The 18,638-nt window shown below is 65.5% G+C and carries 18 protein-coding genes; 10 read left to right on the top strand and 8 right to left on the bottom strand.

Annotated elements, in window-relative coordinates; all coding sequences use genetic code 11:
- Positions 1 to 216 precede the first annotated feature (216 nt).
- Positions 217 to 1,029 (bottom strand): DUF2147 domain-containing protein, encoded by an 813-nt coding sequence (locus IVA93_RS08900; protein ID WP_247789748.1) that lies wholly within the window; start codon positions 1,027 to 1,029, stop codon positions 217 to 219.
- 193 nt (positions 1,030 to 1,222) lie between these two features.
- Here IVA93_RS08900 and IVA93_RS08895 point away from each other — a divergent pair, with 193 nt between their 5' ends.
- Both IVA93_RS08895 and IVA93_RS08890 read left to right on the top strand, forming a co-directional pair.
- Complete coding sequence (locus tag IVA93_RS08895; RefSeq protein ID WP_247454770.1) at positions 1,223 to 1,993, top strand: DUF2147 domain-containing protein; 771 nt, start codon at positions 1,223 to 1,225, stop codon at positions 1,991 to 1,993.
- Between the two features lie 319 nt (positions 1,994 to 2,312).
- Positions 2,313 to 3,752, top strand: coding sequence for a FecR family protein (locus IVA93_RS08890; RefSeq protein WP_039799018.1), 1,440 nt, complete (start codon positions 2,313 to 2,315; stop codon positions 3,750 to 3,752).
- A gap of 189 nt (positions 3,753 to 3,941) precedes the next feature.
- Here IVA93_RS08890 and IVA93_RS08885 read toward each other — a convergent pair whose 3' ends face one another.
- Complete coding sequence (locus tag IVA93_RS08885; protein ID WP_018454178.1) at positions 3,942 to 4,508, bottom strand: NUDIX hydrolase; 567 nt, start codon at positions 4,506 to 4,508, stop codon at positions 3,942 to 3,944.
- Between the two features lie 66 nt (positions 4,509 to 4,574).
- Positions 4,575 to 5,438: an archaetidylserine decarboxylase gene (gene asd, locus IVA93_RS08880; protein ID WP_018454177.1), complete on the bottom strand. Its 864-nt coding sequence runs from the start codon at positions 5,436 to 5,438 to the stop codon at positions 4,575 to 4,577.
- A gap of 35 nt (positions 5,439 to 5,473) precedes the next feature.
- Between asd and IVA93_RS08875 the strand changes: the two genes are divergently transcribed.
- The gene (locus tag IVA93_RS08875; protein ID WP_026232679.1) at positions 5,474 to 7,138 is read left to right on the top strand and encodes an aminotransferase class III-fold pyridoxal phosphate-dependent enzyme; all 1,665 of its coding nucleotides are present in this window, start codon (positions 5,474 to 5,476) and stop codon (positions 7,136 to 7,138) included.
- A 221-nt stretch (positions 7,139 to 7,359) separates the two neighbouring features.
- Here IVA93_RS08875 and IVA93_RS08870 read toward each other — a convergent pair whose 3' ends face one another.
- The 3 genes from IVA93_RS08870 to IVA93_RS08860 all read right to left on the bottom strand — a co-directional run bounded on the left by IVA93_RS08870 (position 7,360) and on the right by IVA93_RS08860 (position 9,917).
- The gene (locus IVA93_RS08870; protein WP_018454175.1) at positions 7,360 to 8,019 is read right to left on the bottom strand and encodes a hypothetical protein; all 660 of its coding nucleotides are present in this window, start codon (positions 8,017 to 8,019) and stop codon (positions 7,360 to 7,362) included.
- A gap of 125 nt (positions 8,020 to 8,144) precedes the next feature.
- A complete protein-coding gene (locus IVA93_RS08865) occupies positions 8,145 to 8,834 on the bottom strand; it encodes a class I SAM-dependent methyltransferase (RefSeq protein ID WP_026232678.1) in 690 nt (229 codons plus the stop codon).
- 30 nt (positions 8,835 to 8,864) lie between these two features.
- Positions 8,865 to 9,917 carry a glycosyltransferase family 4 protein gene (locus IVA93_RS08860; protein ID WP_247453872.1) on the bottom strand — a complete coding sequence of 351 codons (1,053 nt, stop codon included), beginning with the start codon at positions 9,915 to 9,917 and terminating at the stop codon, positions 8,865 to 8,867.
- Positions 9,918 to 10,190: 273 nt separating this feature from the next.
- Between IVA93_RS08860 and IVA93_RS08855 the strand changes: the two genes are divergently transcribed.
- Together IVA93_RS08855 and IVA93_RS08850 are read left to right on the top strand one after the other, a co-directional pair.
- Positions 10,191 to 10,898 carry a L,D-transpeptidase gene (locus IVA93_RS08855; RefSeq protein ID WP_018454172.1) on the top strand — a complete coding sequence of 236 codons (708 nt, stop codon included), beginning with the start codon at positions 10,191 to 10,193 and terminating at the stop codon, positions 10,896 to 10,898.
- 113 nt (positions 10,899 to 11,011) lie between these two features.
- Positions 11,012 to 11,422, top strand: coding sequence for a c-type cytochrome (locus IVA93_RS08850; RefSeq protein WP_247542068.1), 411 nt, complete (start codon positions 11,012 to 11,014; stop codon positions 11,420 to 11,422).
- Here the strand turns inward: IVA93_RS08850 and IVA93_RS08845 are convergent.
- Positions 11,398 to 11,691: a hypothetical protein gene (locus IVA93_RS08845; RefSeq protein ID WP_039798961.1), complete on the bottom strand. Its 294-nt coding sequence runs from the start codon at positions 11,689 to 11,691 to the stop codon at positions 11,398 to 11,400. The genes IVA93_RS08850 and IVA93_RS08845 overlap by 25 nt on opposite strands.
- The gene (locus IVA93_RS08840; protein ID WP_018454169.1) at positions 11,684 to 12,478 is read right to left on the bottom strand and encodes a DUF899 domain-containing protein; all 795 of its coding nucleotides are present in this window, start codon (positions 12,476 to 12,478) and stop codon (positions 11,684 to 11,686) included. The genes IVA93_RS08845 and IVA93_RS08840 overlap by 8 nt, the downstream gene beginning before the upstream one ends.
- 147 nt (positions 12,479 to 12,625) lie before the next feature.
- On the opposite strand from IVA93_RS08840, the gene IVA93_RS08835 reads away from it, so the two are divergent.
- From IVA93_RS08835 to IVA93_RS08815, 5 genes are all read left to right on the top strand, one after another.
- Positions 12,626 to 13,846, top strand: coding sequence for a hypothetical protein (locus tag IVA93_RS08835; protein ID WP_018454168.1), 1,221 nt, complete (start codon positions 12,626 to 12,628; stop codon positions 13,844 to 13,846).
- Positions 13,847 to 13,876: 30 nt separating this feature from the next.
- Complete coding sequence (locus tag IVA93_RS08830; RefSeq protein ID WP_018454167.1) at positions 13,877 to 14,515, top strand: Vgb family protein; 639 nt, start codon at positions 13,877 to 13,879, stop codon at positions 14,513 to 14,515.
- A 137-nt stretch (positions 14,516 to 14,652) separates the two neighbouring features.
- Positions 14,653 to 16,221 carry a DUF4403 family protein gene (locus tag IVA93_RS08825; RefSeq protein ID WP_018454166.1) on the top strand — a complete coding sequence of 523 codons (1,569 nt, stop codon included), beginning with the start codon at positions 14,653 to 14,655 and terminating at the stop codon, positions 16,219 to 16,221.
- Between the two features lie 135 nt (positions 16,222 to 16,356).
- On the top strand, positions 16,357 to 17,496 hold the full coding sequence (locus tag IVA93_RS08820; RefSeq protein ID WP_247337744.1) for an ABC transporter ATP-binding protein: 1,140 nt from the start codon (positions 16,357 to 16,359) through the stop codon (positions 17,494 to 17,496).
- A gap of 79 nt (positions 17,497 to 17,575) precedes the next feature.
- The gene (locus tag IVA93_RS08815) at positions 17,576 to 18,625 is read left to right on the top strand and encodes an ABC transporter substrate-binding protein (protein WP_018454164.1); all 1,050 of its coding nucleotides are present in this window, start codon (positions 17,576 to 17,578) and stop codon (positions 18,623 to 18,625) included.
- The last annotated feature ends 13 nt before the right edge of the window (positions 18,626 to 18,638 follow it).

Below are 18,638 nucleotides of genomic sequence, written 5' to 3'. Positions count from 1 at the left end.
CGAAAAGAGACTCTCTGTTAACCATGATCCTCTCGCGCAAGGCGGCGCGACAGCGGGAGCGACCTCATGACGTTCGCCGGGAGACTGAGCGTTATCACCGCGTACCTCGCCATGGCCTTTGTCGGTGCCATCGTGCTCGGCATGATCTAGCGGCTTCAGCCGGAGGTATCGAACGCTTCCCTTACGACCGCGCGCTCCACTGCCGCGACGTCGCGATCAGCTTCTCCGGCCGCTCTTCGGCTCGCGTCCAGTCGTTGCCGGAACACCAGAAATGGCCCAGTCGCAGGCTTCGACGTGAAGCTTGCCGGAGCTCTTCAGCGTCATCCTCGCATAATAGGTACTGCCGCTGGAGCGGCTGTAGATGTTGCCGGTCCAGACGTCGTGCGTTTTCGGCTTCATGTTGACGAGCACGCTCTCGCCCCTGGTCGATGCTTCAGTCAGCGCGAAGCCGCACAGTGCAGGACCGCAGCGTTCGATGCGGACCGTGCCCTTGGCGCCTGCGCTCTCCCATTCGCCGAGCGGCAAATAGGAGAGTTCGTCGTCGCCGCGCTCAGGGCTCGTCACGGCCTGCTCGAGCTGCGGCCTTGGCGCGACGACGGGTGCCTCCATGCGCGGCGGATCGAGCGCGACGGTCTTCGGCGGATCCGTCTGCGGTAGCTCCACCCGTGGCGGATTGGAGCTTGGCGCCTGCGGCAGGACAATTGGCTGCGAGGTCGTTGAGGCAAGGACAGGAGCCGTCTGCGCCGTCGCAGGCGCGACCGCAATCGCTTGCGCTGGCCTGACCGGAGCCACGGGATAGAGCGGCTGCGGCGGCGGAAGCACCGGCGCAGGGGCTGGCGTCGTGTCGACGTCAGGCCGAAAGCTGCGATGGGAGGAAACCGAGACACAGGAAGCCGATCGGCAATTCCTGGGCGCCTCGACCTGAAATCGATGACCGCCAATCGAGAACGCGTAAGACCCGGCCTCGGCTGCGGGCGCAATCGCCAGCAGCGCGATCAATGTGCCAAGCGAAGTCACAAGCCGCGTCATCGGCGCCTCCCTCTGTGTGGCGACGACGTTACGCAAATGGAATCGCGACCGAATGTGCGCTGCGTCACCCAGCCGCGGCGAGCCGTTGTGACGTCTATCACAGAACGTCCGGCCAGCCCGGCGTAGGGTCGAACCACGCTTCATCCACCCGCGACTTCAGTCCCATCGGGACCACACATCTTCGGAGGTTGTCATGAACAAGCTCACCATCGCCGCCACCGCCCTCTTCCTCGCGTCCACCGCCGCCGCGCATGCCGGCAATGCGATCTCGTTCCAGATCGAAGGCCAGAACATCCGCATCGAGACGCCACGCAACTGCGCCTCGCTCAATTGCGTGACCATCGTCGCGCCGGGCCTCTCGGACAAGCCGATCAAGCTGAACAACATCAACCTCAAGGGCCTTGGCTCCAAAGACGATGACGTCGACACCACGCCGGCTCCTGCCACGACCGCGCAGCCCGCGCCGGCTCCGGTGCAGCAGCATCCCGTGCAGCAGCCCCCGGTGCAGGCGACTGCGCCGGCAGCGCCCGCTATCGCAGCACCGAGCACGACGGTTGCCGCTGTTCCGTCCGTCGGTTACGACGCCACGACGCAGACCGCGCCCGTTGCGGCTCCCGCTCCTGCGCCCGCGCCGGTCGCGGTTGCTCCGGCCCCGGTGCCCGCCGCGCCTGTCGCGGTTGCCAACACACCGATCGGCGTCTGGGCCACCGAAGAGAACAAGGGCAATGTCCGCGTCGAACAGTGCGGCGTCAATCTCTGCGGCTACGCCGCAAAGACCAACGAGCGCATCCTGATCAACATGAAGCCCGACGGCGCGAAGTGGAGCGGCCGTATCCACGATCCCGACTCCGGCCGCAATTACAACTCGACGATCGCGATGAAGGGCCCGAATGCAATGCGCGTGCAGGGCTGCGCCTTCGGCGGCATGTTCTGCGGCGGCCAGACCTGGAAGCGCGTGAGCTGACGCCGCAGGCGTCGTCTCCAACACATGCACATTCTTCGTCATGCCCGGGCTTGTCCCGCCTGCGCGGCCGAAGCCGCTTCGGCGAGGCGAAGGCCCGGGCATCCACGTTCTTAGTCCCGCGCTTCAAGGCGTGGATGGCCGGGGCAAGCCCGGCCATGACGGTGGAGAGGCTTGGCCGCAAGCTAGCATCGCGTACCGTTTGAACGTTCACCGCCTCCGTGCGATAGACATTCATCCGCCGTTCAGCTGTACGCGGCTGATATCGGTCGATCTCTCACCGGGATTCTTCGTGACTCTTACCGTGGCCTGGCGCCGCTTCATGTTCGCGCTTGTGCTGCTGGCGTCGCCGCCGGCCGGCGCGAGCGTTGCGTTCGGATTCGATGCGATCGAGCTTGCGCAGGCGCAGCCAGAAGCGCAGCCGTCGCCCGCCCCTTCGCCGACGCCATCGGCTTCACCCGCTCCCGCGACCGAGGCGCAGCCCGCTGCCGTCGAGCCGATCGGCAACGTTGCGACGGTGACGGGCATCGCGACCGTGATCCGCGACAAAAATTCCTATCCGCTGCGCGTGCGCGACGACATCTATCTCAACGACGTCGTGCAGACTTCGTCGAACTCATCGCTCGGCATCACCTTCGACGACGCGACCACGTTCAACCTCTCCGCCAGCACGAAGATCACCATCGACACTTACGTCTATGAGGACGGCGGCAAGCACAACGCAGGCATCTTCGACATAGGCAAGGGCACGGTCGCCTTCGTCGCGGCGGCGGTGGCAAAGACCGGCGACATGAAGATCACGACGCCGACGGCCACGCTCGGCATCCGCGGCACCACGGGCGTGGTCGAGGTGCCGGAAGGCGCGGCCGCGAACAAGACCAACAACGTCAACATCAAGCTCTATCCCGACGCCGATGGCCGGGTCGGACACATCGACGTCGACGACCGCACAAGTGGGACCCGGCTCGGCGCGCTGACGCAAGGCGCGAGCGGTTTTGCGATCCGGCCGGGCGCAGCCGCGGCCGGCGTCATGCGCTTTGCCGCGGTGCCGATCACGATTCCCGCACAGCAGATCGCGCGCGACCGCGGCTTCGTCAGCCAGGTGCATCTGGCGCAAACCACGGGCCGGCAGATCGTCACCGAGCAGCGCGACTTCCGCCGCGCCAATCCGACCGCGAGCCCGCGCATTCCGCGGCCGTTCCAGCCGCCGCAACAGCAACAATTGCGGCCGAACACGGCGCCAGGACAACAGCCGCAACAGCCGCAGCGGCCGAACGGCCAGCCCGGTCAGAACAACCGTCCAGGGCAGCAACAGCCAGGCACGCCAGGCCGTCAAGGCGCCCAGCCACAGCGGCAGGGCCAAGCGCCGGGCCAAGGTGGCGCCGTGCAGCCCGGCACGCCGCGCGTAGGTCAGGGTCAGCAGCAACAAGGCCAGAAACAAGGCGCGGGACGTCCGGCAGGCCCACCGCGCGCCGGTCAAGGCACGCAGCCTGACGGCACCCCGCAAACCCGGCCGCGACGCGGTGGACAGAGTCCGACGCAGCCCGGCGGAGTCGCGCCGCCGCAGCCGGGCGGAACGCAACAGCAGCCCGGTCCGCAGCCGCAACTGCCGCGCACCGGCATGCAACCCGGCCAGCCGCCCGCTGCTCAACAGCCGGGCCTGCAACGCCCGGGCGGATTCCAGCAGCGCCTCCCCGCCGCACAACGCCCCGCAGCGCCGCGACGGCCAGCGCCAGTTCCGAAGGAGAAGGAGCGGCGGTGACTTTCTTCCTTCTCCCCTTGTGGGAGAAGGTGGCGCGAAGCGCCGGATGAGGGGTTCTCACCGCGAATCCATTGCGACAGCTTCGCGCGTGGAGAGACACCCCTCACCCGCCTCGCCGCTTCGCGGCGAGCCACCCTCTCCCACAAGGGGCGAGGGTGCACCGTCAACGCGGGGCGAGGTGAAGAAAACTCACGCCTCTCCGCGTAGCCAGGCTTTCATCTTCTGCAACAGACCGTGCCGCAACTCGCCCACCGAGGCTGCTTCAGCCGGTGTCAGTGTCTGCAAAGCCGCATCGACATCGTCGATCGCCAGCGGTGGCGGCTCGGGCGCAGGCGAAGATGTAAGCCCCGCCGCGGCGAGCGCGATCGGGCCAACTTGGGTCAGGAACACGCGCTCGTCCTCGCGCGACAGGCGCGCGAGCGCGTCTTCCAGCGTCAGCCAGTCGACCGCCTTGATGTCGTTCATCAGCTTGCGGACGGGACCGCCCCCGGCCTCCATGCGCCAGAAATGCACGACCTTGGAGCGGCCACCTGACTGATAGACGAGCGTACCCAAAAATTCGTGGATGGCGACGTCGTGGCCGGTCTCTTCCCGCACTTCGCGATGCGCGGCTTGCTTCGGCGTTTCGCCGTCGTCGAGCTTGCCCTTGGGCAAAACCCATTCGTTGCGCTTGCGCTGGCGGACGACGGCAATCAGCGGCGGCGCACCTCGCCGCAGCACAATACCACCCGCCGCCATGACCGGCGCCCGCGCCATCACCCAATCCGTCGTCGTAGAACGTCCCCACGAACGATATAGGCGGTCGGCGCGGCGGATTGAAGGCTAGTTTTTTCTCAGCAACGCTTGACCCGCGCGAATGCGCGTGCCTTCGGCGATGCCGTCGCAGAAGCTGAAATCGCCGGGCGCGAGGATGATGATGGTCGAGCCATGCTCGAACCAGCCGAGCTCCTCGCCCTTGCTCACCTTGACGTCGCAGGGAAAATTGATCGCCCCCCTGGTCTGCGCATTCAGCACCATGTCGAGGAAATGCAGACGGATGCTTGCGACCAGGATCGCGGCGACCGGCACCAGCGTCACGGCTTCGCCCGTCGGCAAACGCGTGCGGATCACCGCGCGCTCGTTCTTGCAAAACAGACGCTCGACCCGCTTCAGCGCGATCGGGTTGACGTTCCAGACATCGCCATGGATCAGCGTGACGCGTTCGATATGCGCGTCAAAGGGCGCGTGGAAGCGGTGATACATGCTCGAGGTCAGCCGCAGCGTGACGAAGGAGCCGTTGCGGTGCTGGTTGACCAGCACGGAATCGCCGAGCAAATCGAGCAGCGAGTACGGCGCGCCCTTGACCTGGAACAGCTCGGTATCGGCGATCCGGCCATGGGCGCCGACGATGCCGTCGGACGGACTGGCGACAATGGAGGGGTCCGGATCAAAGCGCCGCAAGCCAGGCTTGAGCTCCCGGGTGAAGCAGTCGTGCAGGCTCCGGAAATGGGTCTTGCGCGCCTCCGTGAGATCGAGGTCGGAGAACAGCTTCCACAGCGCGATGGAGCCGTCCCGCACCAGCGGGTTCTCGATCTTGGAGAACCAGCCCATGAACCGGGTCAACGCGGCGCGCGGGATGCGGTTGGTCAACAGGAAGTTGAGGTCTTCCTGCTGGGTGAAAGAGGCGATGAGGGCTTTGACTGTCATGAATCTGTCAGCCCACAGTATTAGCGCTTGTTGTCATGGAAACGACACTCCCGATTCTTTCTTTGTCCGTGGCCGCCGCAGCGTCTGCTGCCGCCGCCTTCCCGAAGATCAAGGCGCGGATCGAATTGTCCCGCGCCAAGCACCGCTCGCTCGCCGGACACTCCAAGATGTCGCGCCGGGTGGCAAAGCTGCTTCCGTTCTACGAATTCGAAGGCGATGCCTACTTTGCCTGCGACGGCGCGCCGGCGAACATCGCAGGCCTGCGCAGGGACGGCTTCTTCCGCCTCGCAAGCCTCTACGCCGAGCGCTACCCCAAGGGCCGCGCGATGACGAAGGAAGCGGCGGAAAAGATCTCTGACCTGCACTTCACCGAGACCTACCGCGTGCCTTTCCAGTTCTCGCGTCTCGTTCGCGAGCATTTGGGCACCTCGACCTTCGTGGAGTCCTCGCGCGGCGTCACCGTCACGGATGTCGACGGCAACACCTCCTACGATCTCACGGGGTCCTACGGCGTCAACATCTTCGGCAACGACTTCTACAAGGAGTGCATCGAGGGCTCCGAGAAGCGGGCGCATGCGCTCGGGCCGGTGCTCGGCCCCTACCATCCCGTCATCCTCGAGAACGTGGCGCGGCTGTGCCAGATCTCGGGCCTCGACGAAGTCTCCTTCCACATGTCCGGCACCGAGGCCGTGATGCAGGCAGTGCGGCTCGCGCGCTACCACACCAGGCGCACGCATCTGGTCCGTTTCGCCGGCGCCTATCACGGCTGGTGGGGCGACGTGCAGCCCGGCGTCGGCAATCCGATTCCCGCGCACGAGACCTACACCCTCGCCGAGATGTCGGAGAAGACGCTGCACGTGCTGCGCACGCGCAAGGACATCGCCTGCGTGCTGGTCAATCCACTGCAGGGCCTGCATCCGAACGGCAACGCGCCCGGCGATTCCTCGCTGGTCGATTCCTCCCGGGGCGGTAATTTCGACCGCGCGGCCTACACCGAATGGCTCAAGCAGCTGCGCGAGGTCTGCACTGAGCGCGACATCGTGCTGATCTTCGACGAGGTCTTCGTCGGCTTCCGTCTCGCTGCCGGCGGCGCCCAGGAATACTTTGGCGTCAAGGCCGACATGGTGACCTACGGCAAGAGCCTCGCCGGCGGCCTGCCGGTCGGCGTGGTCTGCGGCAAACGCGAGCTGATGCGCCGCTTCCGCGACGACCGCCCCGCCGACGTCTGCTTCGCCCGCGGCACCTTCAACTCGCACCCCTACGTCATGACGGCGATGGACGAGTTTCTGAGCCGGCTCGCCAGCCCGAATTTCCGCGCCGTCTATGACGGACTGGACGAGACCTGGAACGGCCGCGCGCAAAAGCTCAACCAAATGATGAGCGATGCCGACCTGCCGGTGCGGTTCGCAAACTTCTCGTCGATCTGGACGGTGAAATACACCACGCCGTCCCGCTACAACTGGATGCTGCAATATTACCTGCGCGCTGAAGGCCTGTCCTTGAGCTGGGTCGGCACCGGCAGGCTGATCTTCAGCCTGAACTACACCGACGCCGATTTCACCGAGGTCGCCGAGCGTTTCGTCCGCGCGGCCGAGAAGATGAAGGCCGACGGCTTCTGGTGGCACGATGGCGTCCTCACCAACAAGACCATCAAGCGGCAGATCCTGAAAGAGATGCTCGCCAAGCGCTTCGGGCGCTGAGGCTGGTTCTTCCAACGGCGTCATGGCCGGGCACAGCCGTCCGAAGGACGGCGTCGCTTCCGCTCGCCTATGCCCGACCAGCCACGCGTCTCCGCGCGAGAACTCCAAGACGTGGATGCCCGGGCCTTCGCCTCGCCGAAGCGGCTTCGGCCGCACAGGCGGGACGAGCCCGGGCATGACGCAACCATCAGACATCGGACGCCTTGGTGAGAACGGCGCGCTCAGGCGTGCTGCTCTTCGAGCGTGGGCTCGCCGATGAGGCCCAGCGTGTGCTCGGGCTTGAGATGCAGGCCGGGATCCATCAGCTCGCCACGCATCAGCGCCAGCGGCGCGTTGCGGTAGAGCATCAAATCGTGGAAGGGGTCGGTCAGGATCTTCGTCATCCAGACAAGACCGGTCCCGATGTCGCGGATGAAGAACAGGTGCACCGTGCGGAACATGAGACCGCCGCCGCCGACGACGAGCCAGATCTTGCCGACCTGCCGCATGAAGTCGGTCGCGCCCGCCCAAGGCGTGAACAGTCCGAACAGAGTCGGATCGACCAACAGCACCACCGGCGACAGCGCCCAGATCGACATCAGTACCACCTTGCGCCGAAGGTTGTAGCCGACCTTGATCTCTTCCTTGTGCTCGTGCGTCGCCTGGTTGATCTGGTCGTAGCCGTGCGGCTCGAAGAAGAAGTGGCCGGCCTGGCGCGAGGTCATCGAGACCAGCCAGCCGACCAGCGCGGAGATCATGGGATCGACGAACAGCCAGACATAGGCGAACAGGAAGCTCAGCGCGCTGACGAAGTGCAGGCTCTGATTGATGCGGCTGTGGTGATAGTAGCGATGGTCGTCCCAGCGCTGGATCCGCAGCTGCTCGAGATAGTTCTTGATCATGCTCTCCCCCAAAATGCTTTCGGGTTCAGGATTTACAGGGATTCGATGTAGGCCGTGTGACATCATCATTTTGTCATGTGACGATGCGCAGCGGCGCGATGACGCACGGGTTACGTGAGCTTGGATCAAGCCGCCTTGGCGACGTCGATCTTGCGGAATCGCACCAGCGAGAAATGACCGAGCGGCGGGATCAGGCGGCGCTCGGCGAGCTCGATGCCGTCGGCACCGGCCAGCCATTTGGCATAACGCGACCAGGCGAACTCGGCGGTGCGGAAACCGAGCGGACGTACCACCGGCTGCAGCTTCTGCTCGATGAAGCGGCGCATGCCGGTATCGGCGCTGACGCGGGTGAGGATGATCAGCTCGCCGCCCGGGCGCAGCACGCGGGCGAATTCGTCCAGCGCGACTTCCGGATTCGGCACGGCGGTGACGACGTATTGCGCCATCACGACGTCGAAGGAGTTGTCGGGGAATTCGAGCTTCTCGGCATCCATCACCGCGAGGCCCTCGACGTTCTCTAGGCCGCCCTCGGCGACGCGCTGGCGCGCCTTGTCGAGCATCGCCTCCGAGATGTCGGTGCCGAAGATGCGCAGATGCGGCGCGTAGAGCGGCAGCGAGATGCCGGTGCCGACGCCGACCTCGAGCACCCGGCCGCCGATCTTGTTGGTGGCCGCGATCGCGGCCTGCCGGCCTTTTGCGAACACGCCTCCGAACACGAGGTCGTAGACCGGCGCCCAGCGGTCATAGGCCTGCTCGACCGTGCCACGGGTGAGGTCGAGCTGCTGGGTGCCGTCAAGGTTCATGATCTTAGCCATCGATGAGGTTCTCGCTGTGGTCGAACGGGATCAGCCGCGCACCGGCCGCCGCGCCATGCGAGGCGAGGCGCGCAAGGCACGGCTGGGCTGAAGTGAAGTGAGGTTGCCGACGAATTGGCGCGCGCTGTTTTCCCAGGAGCGCTCCAGCGCGAAGTTGCGGCAGGTCTCGCGCGACATGGTCAGTGCGCGCAGGCACGCGGCGCGCAAATCGTGGTCGATCGCGCCGATCGGGTGATCTGCGATGACATCCTTCGGACCCGTCACCGGGAACGCCGCAACCGGCGTGCCGCAGGCGAGCGCTTCGAGCTGCACCACGCCGAACGTGTCGGTCAGGCTCGGAAACACGAACACGTCAGCGGCGGCGAGCTGCGCGGTGAGGTCAGCGCCCTTCTTCTCGCCGAGGAAGACCACGTCGGGATATTTCTTTTCAAGGCCGGCCTTCTGCGGACCGTCGCCGATGACGACCTTGGTGCCGGGCAGGTCGAGCGAGAGGAAAGCCTCGAGGTTCTTCTCCACCGCCACGCGGCCCATCGTCATGAAGATCGGCCCGGGCAGATCGAGCTTGGCTGGAGAGTCCGGATGAAACAGCTCGGTGTTGACGCCGCGGGTCCAGAAGCCGAGCCGCTTGAAACCGCGCTCGGACAGCTCCTGCCGCAGCGAGGGCGTCGCGACCATCGTCATCGCGGCGGCATCGTGGAAGTGGCGCAGCACGGCGTAGCCGACGCTCGCGGGGATGCCGGTTCGCACCGAGACGTATTCGGGAAAGCGCGTGGTGTAGGAGGTGGTGAAGGCGAGCCGGTTGCGACGGCAATAAGCCCGCGCCGCCCAGCCGATCGGCCCTTCGGTCGCGATGTGCAGCGCCTCCGGCGCCGCCCTCTCGATCCGCCGCCCAATCTCCCTGCCGCTCGGCAGCGCAATGCGCAGCCCTGGATAGGTCGGCAACGGCCATGACCGAAAGCCGTCCGGCGTCAGGAAGTCGATCTCGACATCCAATGCCTTGGCCGCGCCAGCCAGCGAGGTCAGCGTCCGCACCACACCGTTGACCTGCGGATGCCAGGCGTCAGTCGCGATTAATACCCGCATGGGGAAATCCCGAGATTTTTATGATTCTCGGCTTAGGACCATCAACCACGGATATTTCAGGCGTGTGACGTCATGGAAGTGTCGGCCCGCTGTTTTGTTCGTTAACGGGTCCGCGCAGCCACGAAACCGTCATGAAACAATCCTTTCCGCCACGAAACCGTTTTCGGTTTTCCGCGCAAACGTCCCGAAACTTCTTGCCGTTAGTGATCTAGGCAACAGAGCACCGCAACGGTGCCGGGTGACCAAGAAACACCGCGCAAACAGGGGCGACCGATGATCAATCTGGAGACGTTGAAGACTTATTCGCGCGCCGTTGCGTTTGGCGCAGTGGCTGTCACCGCGATCGCGTTTGCCGGCCCGGCCAAGGCCGCGCCTGTGCAGCTCTTCCCCTTCTTCCGGCCGCTGCCGCCGATCGCAGCGCCGCAGCCGTACCAGCCTTATCAAGCGACGCCCTATCGGGCCGCGCCGTCCGAGGAGCAGGACGCGGTCGAAACGCCGGCCCGCTTCCGCCGCCAGACCGTCTCCTATGCGACGCGTGAGGCGCCGGGCACCATCATCATCGATACGCCCAACACCTATCTCTATCTCGTGCTCGGCCTTGGCCAGGCGATGCGCTACGGCATCGGCGTCGGCCGCGACGGTTTCACCTGGTCCGGCACCCAGTCGGTGACCAAGAAGGCGGAGTGGCCGGATTGGACCCCGCCGCCGGAGATGATCGCCCGCCAACCCTATCTGCCGCGCCACATGGCCGGCGGTCCCGGCAATCCGCTCGGCGCCCGCGCCATGTATCTCGGCGGCACCATCTACCGCATCCACGGCACCAACGCACCCGACACCATCGGCAAGCACGTCTCCTCCGGCTGCATCCGCCTGACCAATGACGATGTCGCGGACCTGTACTCCCGCGTCAACGTCGGCACCAAGGTGATCGTGCTGCCGATGACGGAGCGCCGCGCAGAACTCGGAGCCGCAACGCGGTAAGCGACAGGACATTGTGACGCAAACGGCCCCGGAACCCACCGGGGCCGTTTTCGTTGGCCCTCTGCATACCGATGCGCGCGCGTGCTGCGGCGCGATCCCCGATGGAGGCGCGAATGCAATCACGTCCGCAAACGCCGCAAGGCAAATGCCTGCGCGCGATCGCTGCCGCCGTGGCACTGCTGCTGACCGTGCCCACCTCGCGCGCACAGCAGCCGGGGAGCGACGATGCAGCCCAGCAAGCCTTCAACAATTCCTGCCGCACCTGCCACTCGGTGAAAGAGGGCGACAATCGTCTGGGCCCCACCCTCAACAAAATCGTCGGACGCAAGGCCGGCGCGCTGCCGAACTACAACTATTCTTCGTCGATGAAGGAAGCCGGCTTCGTCTGGGACCAGGACAAACTCACCCGCTTCATGCTCAAGCCGGACGAGGTCGTCTCCGGCAACAAGATGCAGCCCTATGGCGGCGTCTCGGCGGAGGAAGCGGGCAAGATCGTTGCCTATTTGCAGGCGGCTTCGCAGTAGGGCCACCGGCCCCGCCGATCTGCGATCAGCCTCAGCCACGCCGCCGAATGAAACGCGCTCATCAGCAGATACATCGGCACCATCCCGCCGAGCATCGCCCCATGTCCGGAGCCACACAGCATGTCCGCCGGGCCATCAAGCATGGCCGTCAGCACGGCCATGATCGCGAAGGTCGGCGTCGCCGCCAGCCCCAACCATCTGGCGAGGTGGCGCGCGGCCACCACACCGTTGCGGCTCGCGCCGGCCATTGCGCTGACGGGACTAGTCACGTCCTTCAGCCGCCTCCTCGCGAAAAGCCTTCTCGCCCGCGGTCGAGATCTCGACCCATTTCTTGTCGGGCGCCGCACCTTCGGTGTAGCTGTCGTGCCAGTTCCACCATTTGTAGGTCGGCGTCTGCGGATAGCCTTTCGGCGAATCCTCCCAGACCTCCTGCCGTCCCAGCGGCGTGATGTCGAGGTAATTCCAGGTGCCGCCCATCTGCTCGTCGCCCCGGCTCTTGACGAAATAGGTGCGGAAGATCCGGTCGCCGTCGCGGAAGAACACGTTGGTCCCGTGCCATTCGTCGACGCCGAAATCCGCATCGAAACTGTCGGTGACGGTGACCCATGGCATGGTCCAGCCCATCTGCTGCTTCAGTCGCGCGATATCGGCCTGCGGTGCGCGCGAGGCGAACACCAGCGTGGTGTCGCGGGCATTGAGGTGCGCGACATGCGCGACCTGATCGGCCACCATGGAGCAGCCCCGGCAGGCATGATCCGGCCAGCCGAACACGCCCGGCTCGAAGAACGCACGGTAGACGATCAGCTGCCGCCGGCCCTGGAACAGATCGTGCAGACTGACCTTGCCGCCGGGCCCCTCGAACGCATAGGTTTTGGTCACTTCCATCCACGGCATGCGCCGGCGCTCGGCCGCCAGGGCATCGCGGGCACGGGTATGCGCCTTTTCCTTCACGAGCAGTTGCTGACGGGCGGCCTCCCAGTCCTGCGGCGATACCACCGGCGGTGTTTGCATGGCGGCTTGTCCGTTGTTTCCTGCGTTGTCAGCTGATGTCATCATGGCTCTCCAACTTTTCCCGGGCGGCCGTTCCGAATCTCGCTGTGTGAGATGCGGAACCGCTCGCCCCTCGCCGCACATTGTCGGCCGTCAACGATCTCTCGCACCGGACGGTTGCGTGGTGGGAGTAACAAGTGTGGCGGGATTTGAATGGAGTCGCTGATCACGGCCGCGGCGCGCGCGCTCCAAGCCGGCGATCCGCTCGGCGCGCTGAACCGCGTTGCGCTGCGCAACGATGCACCTTCGCTGGCGCTGCGCGGCATCGCGATGGCGCAACTCGGCGATCTCGCCAAGGCGAAGACGTTGCTGCGCAGCGCCGCACGCGCCTTCGGCCCGAAAGAGGCGGTCGCGCGCGCCAGATGCGTGGTGGCGGAGGCCGAGATCGCACTCGTCTCGCGCGACCTGAATTGGCCGGCCAACACGCTCGTGGTCGCGCGGGCGACGCTCGCAAGCCACGGTGACCTCGCCAACGCGGCCTATGCGGGTCACATCGAGGCGCGCAGACTTCTCCTTCTCGGGCGCCTCGACGAGGCCGAGCGCACGCTGGCCGAGATCAAGACCACACCGCTGCCCCCGGCTGCGCAGGTCGCCCGCGAGCTCGTGATTGCCGGCATCGCCATCCGGCGGCTCCGAACGAAAGACGCGCGCGCGGCGCTCGGGCGCGCGGCGAGCGCAGCACGACAGGCCGGCATTCCCGCGCTTGCGGCGGAGGTCGAAGGCACGAGCCGCGTGCTCGACACGCCCGCAGCGCGCTTGATCACGCGCGGGCACGAACGGCCGCTACTGCTCGAGGAGGTCGAGGACCTCGCGACATCGGAGGCGCTCGTGGTGGACACGTTCCATCACGCGGTTCGCAGGCGAGGCATCCTCGTGCCGCTCGGAACGCGGCCGGTGCTGTTCGCGCTCGCGCGCATCCTGGTGCAGGCCTGGCCGGCCGATGTCTCGCGGGAAGCGTTGATCACGGGAGCGTTTCAGGCAAGGCACGTCGACGAATCGCATCGCGCCCGGCTGCGCGTCGAAATCGGGCGGCTCCGCACCAAGCTCAAGCCTCTGGCCGACGTCAGCGCGACCAGGCAAGGTTTTGCGCTGACGCCGCGCAACACGCGGCAGGTTCTCGTCCTCGCACGGCCCGTCGAGGAGAAGCACGCCAATGTGCTCGCCTTCCTCTCTGACGGCGAGCCCTGGTCGAGTTCGGCGCTCGCGCTGGCGCTGGGAACGAGCGCGCGCACCGTGCAACGGGCCCTCGAAGAGCTGGCGCGATCGAACAAGGTGCAGTCCTTCGGACACGGACGGGCGCGGCGCTGGATGACGCCGCCCGTGCCGGGTTTCCCGACAGGCTTGTTACTCCCCGGACCGCTCATGAAGACGTAAAGTGGGATTCACACCGCAGGGACCGAGCAGATGAAACGTTCAGCCGCCGAGATCGTCAGGGAATACGGGCCCTATGCAGGCGTCGAAGCCGTGCACGGCGTCACCTATGACGGCAGCCTTATGTGGTTCGCATCCGGCGACAGATTGAACGCGGTCGACCCGGCCGATGGCAACATCACCCGCTCCATCGATGTCGCCGCGCATGCGGGAACGGCGTTCGACGGCCGCCACCTGTTCCAGATCGCCGAGGACCGCATCCAGAAGATCGACGCTGTGACCGGCAAGGTGCTCGCCACCATCCCGGCACCCGGCGGCGGTGGCGATTCCGGACTGGCCTGGGCCGAGGGCTCGCTCTGGGTCGGACAGTATCGGGAGCGCAAGATCCATCAGGTCGATCCCCAGACGGGAAAAATTCTCCGCACCATCGAAAGCAAGCGCTTCGTCACCGGCGTGACCTGGGTCGACGGCGAGCTCTGGCACGGCACTTGGGAAGGCGAGGACAGCGACATCAGGCGGATCGACCCCGAGACGGGCAAGGTGCTGGAGCAACTCGACCTGCCCGCCGGGACGATGGTGTCAGGATTGGAGTCCGATGGCGGCGACCGTTTCTTCTGCGGTGGCGGAGATCGCGGCAATGTGAGGGCGGTGCGCCGTCCGAAGCGCGGCTAGGTACGCGAGGACGAATGCGCGGCAACGGTGCGTTCGCGGCCGTTAATATGTTTGCCCCAATTCCACCCCATCGGTGGGCTCTAGCGCCCTCCTTGCCTGCCCTGTAGACTTCTGCCCCGGGGCGGCCTGGGGGATTGATGCGACTGACGCTGAACTTAAAAACTGTCCTGATCGCCGTCGCGGTGCTCGCGGCGTCGTTTTTCATCAGCCTGAAGGCGATGGACTGGCTGTCGCCGCGGGCGACGAATTCCGCACCGCCGGTCGCGCAATTGCCGCCGCTGCCGCCGGTCTCGAAGAGCTCGATCGTGGTGGCGCCGGTCGCCATCGCGCTGTCGGCGATCCGCGAGCAGGCCGAGAAGGCCGCTCCGCGCAATTTCGCCGGCAAGGCCGAGAACCCGATTTCGCAAATCCTGGAGAACGGCGACATCGGCTGGTCGGCGGTACGCGGACCGATGGCGACTGCCGGCGACAAGGACGTGCTGACGATCTCGACGCCGCTCACGGGCAAGCTGAACGTGACGGGCTCGCTGTCGTCGAAAGCCACCGGCGCGCTCGGCGAGGCGCTCGGCAGCGTGCTCGGCGGCAATGCCGCGAAACAGATCGGCGCGGTCAACATCAAGAATTTGAACGCCAGCGCCGAGATCAAGGGCAACGTCGTCGTTACCTCGCGGCCGAAGCTCGCCGCCAACTGGCATCTCGAGCCCAATCTCGGCGCCCAGGTCAATCTTGGCGATACCAACCTCAACATTTCGGGCGCCAAGGTCAACGTGCCTGCGCAGGTGAAGCCGCTGATCGACAAGACCGTCGGCGAACAGATCAACGCCGTCTCCGAACGCATGCGCAACGATCCGACCTTGCGGGACAACGCGAAGCTGCAATGGGCCAAGGCCTGCCGCTCGATCCCGCTGCAAGGCTCGGGGTCTTCCGCCGCGCTGCCGCCGCTTTGGCTCGAGATGAAGCCGACCCGCGCCATCGCGGCACAGCCGCGCGTCGACGCACAGAACGTGACGCTGCTGCTTGGCCTCGAGCTCGAGACGCGCGTGATCTCGACGCCGACCAAGCCCGACTGCCCGTTCCCCGACAAGATCTCGATCGTGCCGCCGACCGGCACCGGTGTGAACATTGGCGTGCCGATCGACGTGCCCTTCACCGAGATCAACAAGCTCATCGCGGCGCAGATGGTCGGCCACACCTATCCCGAGGACGGCTCCGGCCCGGTCGATGTCACCGTCAAGAGCGTCAACGTGATCCCGTCGGGCGAGCGCCTCCTGATCTCGCTGCTGGTGCGCGCCAAGGAGAAGAAGAGCTGGCTTGGTCTCGGCGCCGAAGCGACCGTGCACATCTGGGGCCGGCCGATGCTCGACCAGGCGCAGCAGACGCTGCGGCTCGCCGACATCCAGCTCGCCGTGGAATCCGAGGCGGCCTTCGGCCTGCTGGGTGCCGCGGCGCGCGCGGTGGTGCCGCAGATGCAGCAGGCGCTGGTGCAGAAAGCGACGGTCGATCTGAAGCCGATTGCCGCCAATGCACGCGAGAAGATCGCCGCCGCGATCGCCGACTATCAGAAGAACGAGGATGGCATCAAGGTCGAGGCGAAGATCGACAGCCTGAGCCTCGCCGACATCGCCTTCGACTCCAAGACGCTGCGCGTGATCGCGGAAGCCGGGGGCTCGCTGAATGTATCCGTGACGAAGCTGTCGGGGATGTAGCGCGCGCCTTTTCCCGACGGGTCCGTGCGCGCAGTCGCTTGCGCCGCTGGCAATCTGGTCGGACGATGCTAAGCTGTTCCTCGCACCCCGGGGACGGGGTGCTGACAGCACTGTGGCTGACAACGCGAGGACGACATGGAAGCCGGCATGGTTACGCCTGCGCCGGCGCTGGTGCGCTTTTCCGGCATTCAGAAGACCTATGATGGCGAGCACCTCGTGGTGAAAAACCTCGATCTCGACATCAGGAAGGGCGAGTTCGTCACCCTGCTTGGTCCGTCGGGCTCGGGCAAGACGACCACCCTGATGATGCTGGCGGGTTTCGAGGTTCCGACCCATGGCGAGATCTTCCTCGCGGACCGACCGATCAAGAACGTGCCGGCACACAAGCGCGACATCGGCATGGTGTTCCAGAACTATGCCCTGTTTCCGCACCTGACGATTGCGGAGAATATCGCCTTCCCGCTCTCCGTTCGCAACACGAACAAGGCCGAAGCGCAGGATCGTGTCAAAGCGGCATTGCGCATGATCAAGATGGAAACTCTGGCGCAGCGGCGGCCCGGGCAGCTGTCCGGCGGTCAACAGCAGCGCGTGGCACTGGCCCGCGCCCTGGTTTTCAATCCGCAACTCGTGCTGATGGACGAGCCGCTTGGCGCCCTGGACAAGCGCCTGCGGGAGCAGATGCAACTGGAGATCAAGCAACTGCACGAGACGATGGGCATCACCGTCGTCTACGTCACCCACGATCAAAGTGAAGCGCTCACCATGTCGGATCGCATCGCCGTATTCAACGACGGCATCGTGCAGCAGATCGACAGGCCCGCCGCGCTGTATGAGCATCCGGTGAACAGCTTCGTCGCCCATTTCATCGGCGAGAACAATGTGCTGGCCGGCACCGTCGAGACGGTCGAGAAACAATATTGCCGCGTTGTGCTGGCGGGCGGCGGCGCCGTGACCGCACGAGCGGTCAACGTATCAGGCGCGGGCGCATCGACCTCGCTGTCGGTGCGGCCGGAGCGGATCGCCATCATCCCGGATGGCACCTCCGGCGACGAACCGAACCGACTGCCGGCCAAGGTGCAGAACACCATCTACCTCGGCGACCACGCGCTGGCCGTGCTCGACGTCGCCGACAACAGGGAATTTATGGTCAAGCTTCAGCCGGGGACGCATGACAGCCTGAGAGCTGGCAGCCTCACAGCTGACAGCCTGAGACCTGGCGATGACGTGTTCATCACCTTCCGCCCGGAGGATTGCCTGGCCCTCGATCCCGTCTGATCCGACCATGCAGCATCGCTCCACCGTGGGCGGACCTGCACCGACCAAGCTCAACGTCACGTGAAGAAGGAACAAAGACATGCTGAAGCGCAAGATTATTCTGGGTTTGGCCGCGGCATTCACCGCCAGCGCGACGCTGGCCACGGTCGCGCAGGCGCGTGACCTCACCGTTGTGTCGTGGGGCGGCGCCTATCAGGATGCCCAGAAGAAGGTCTATTTCGAGCCCTTCAAGAAAGCGATCGGTGTTCCCTTGAATGACGAGTCCTGGGACGGCGGCGTCGGCGTGTTGCGCGCCAAGGTGCAGGGTGGTGCCGCCACCTGGGACGTCGTCCAGGTCGAGAGCGACGAGCTGGCGGTTGGCTGCGAGGAAGGCCTGTTCGAAAAGCTCGACTATTCGAAGATCGGCGGCGAGGCCGCCTATATCCCACCGTCGGTCAATCCTTGCGGCGTCGGCGCCATCCTCTACGATTTCGTTCTCGGCTACGACAAGGACAAGCTCAAGGAGGCCCCGAAGGGCTGGGCCGACTTCTTCGACACCAAGAGGATCCCGGGCAAGCGTGCCCTGCGTCAGGGGCCGAAGACCACGCTGGAGATCGCCCTCATGGCCGACGGCGTCGCGCCGAAGGACGTCTACAAGGTGCTGGCGACCGACGAGGGCGTCGAGCGCGCGTTCAAGAAGCTGGACACCATCAAGGGCGACATCGTCTGGTGGAAGGCCGGCGCTCAGCCGCCGCAATTGCTCGCCTCCGGCGAGGTGGCAATGACCTCGGTCTACAATGGCCGCATCGACACCGCGAACAAGAACGAGAAGAAGAATTTTGGCATGGTCTGGGACGGAGCGCTCTTCACCCTCGACACTTGGGTGATCCTGAAAGGCAGCCCGAACAAGGACGCGGCCTACAAGTTCCTGGACTTCGTCGGCAAGGCTGAGAACCAGTCGAAACTGTCGGAGAACATTGCTTATGGCACCTCGAACAAGGACGCAGCCGCCCTGCTCGCGCCTGCTGTTCTGAAGGACCTGCCGACAGCGCCTGACAACATCAAGAATGCGGTCGAGATCAATGTTGCCTTCTGGCTCGAGAACATCGACCGCCTGACCGAGCGCTTCAACAAATGGGCCGCGAAATAGCGTCCCACAAAGC

This window comes from Bradyrhizobium sp. 155, assembly GCF_023101105.1.
GTDB lineage: Bacteria > Pseudomonadota > Alphaproteobacteria > Rhizobiales > Xanthobacteraceae > Bradyrhizobium > Bradyrhizobium canariense_D.
The sequence above is the reverse complement of the archived record's forward strand: the minus strand, read 5'-3'. Positions and strand labels throughout refer to the sequence as shown.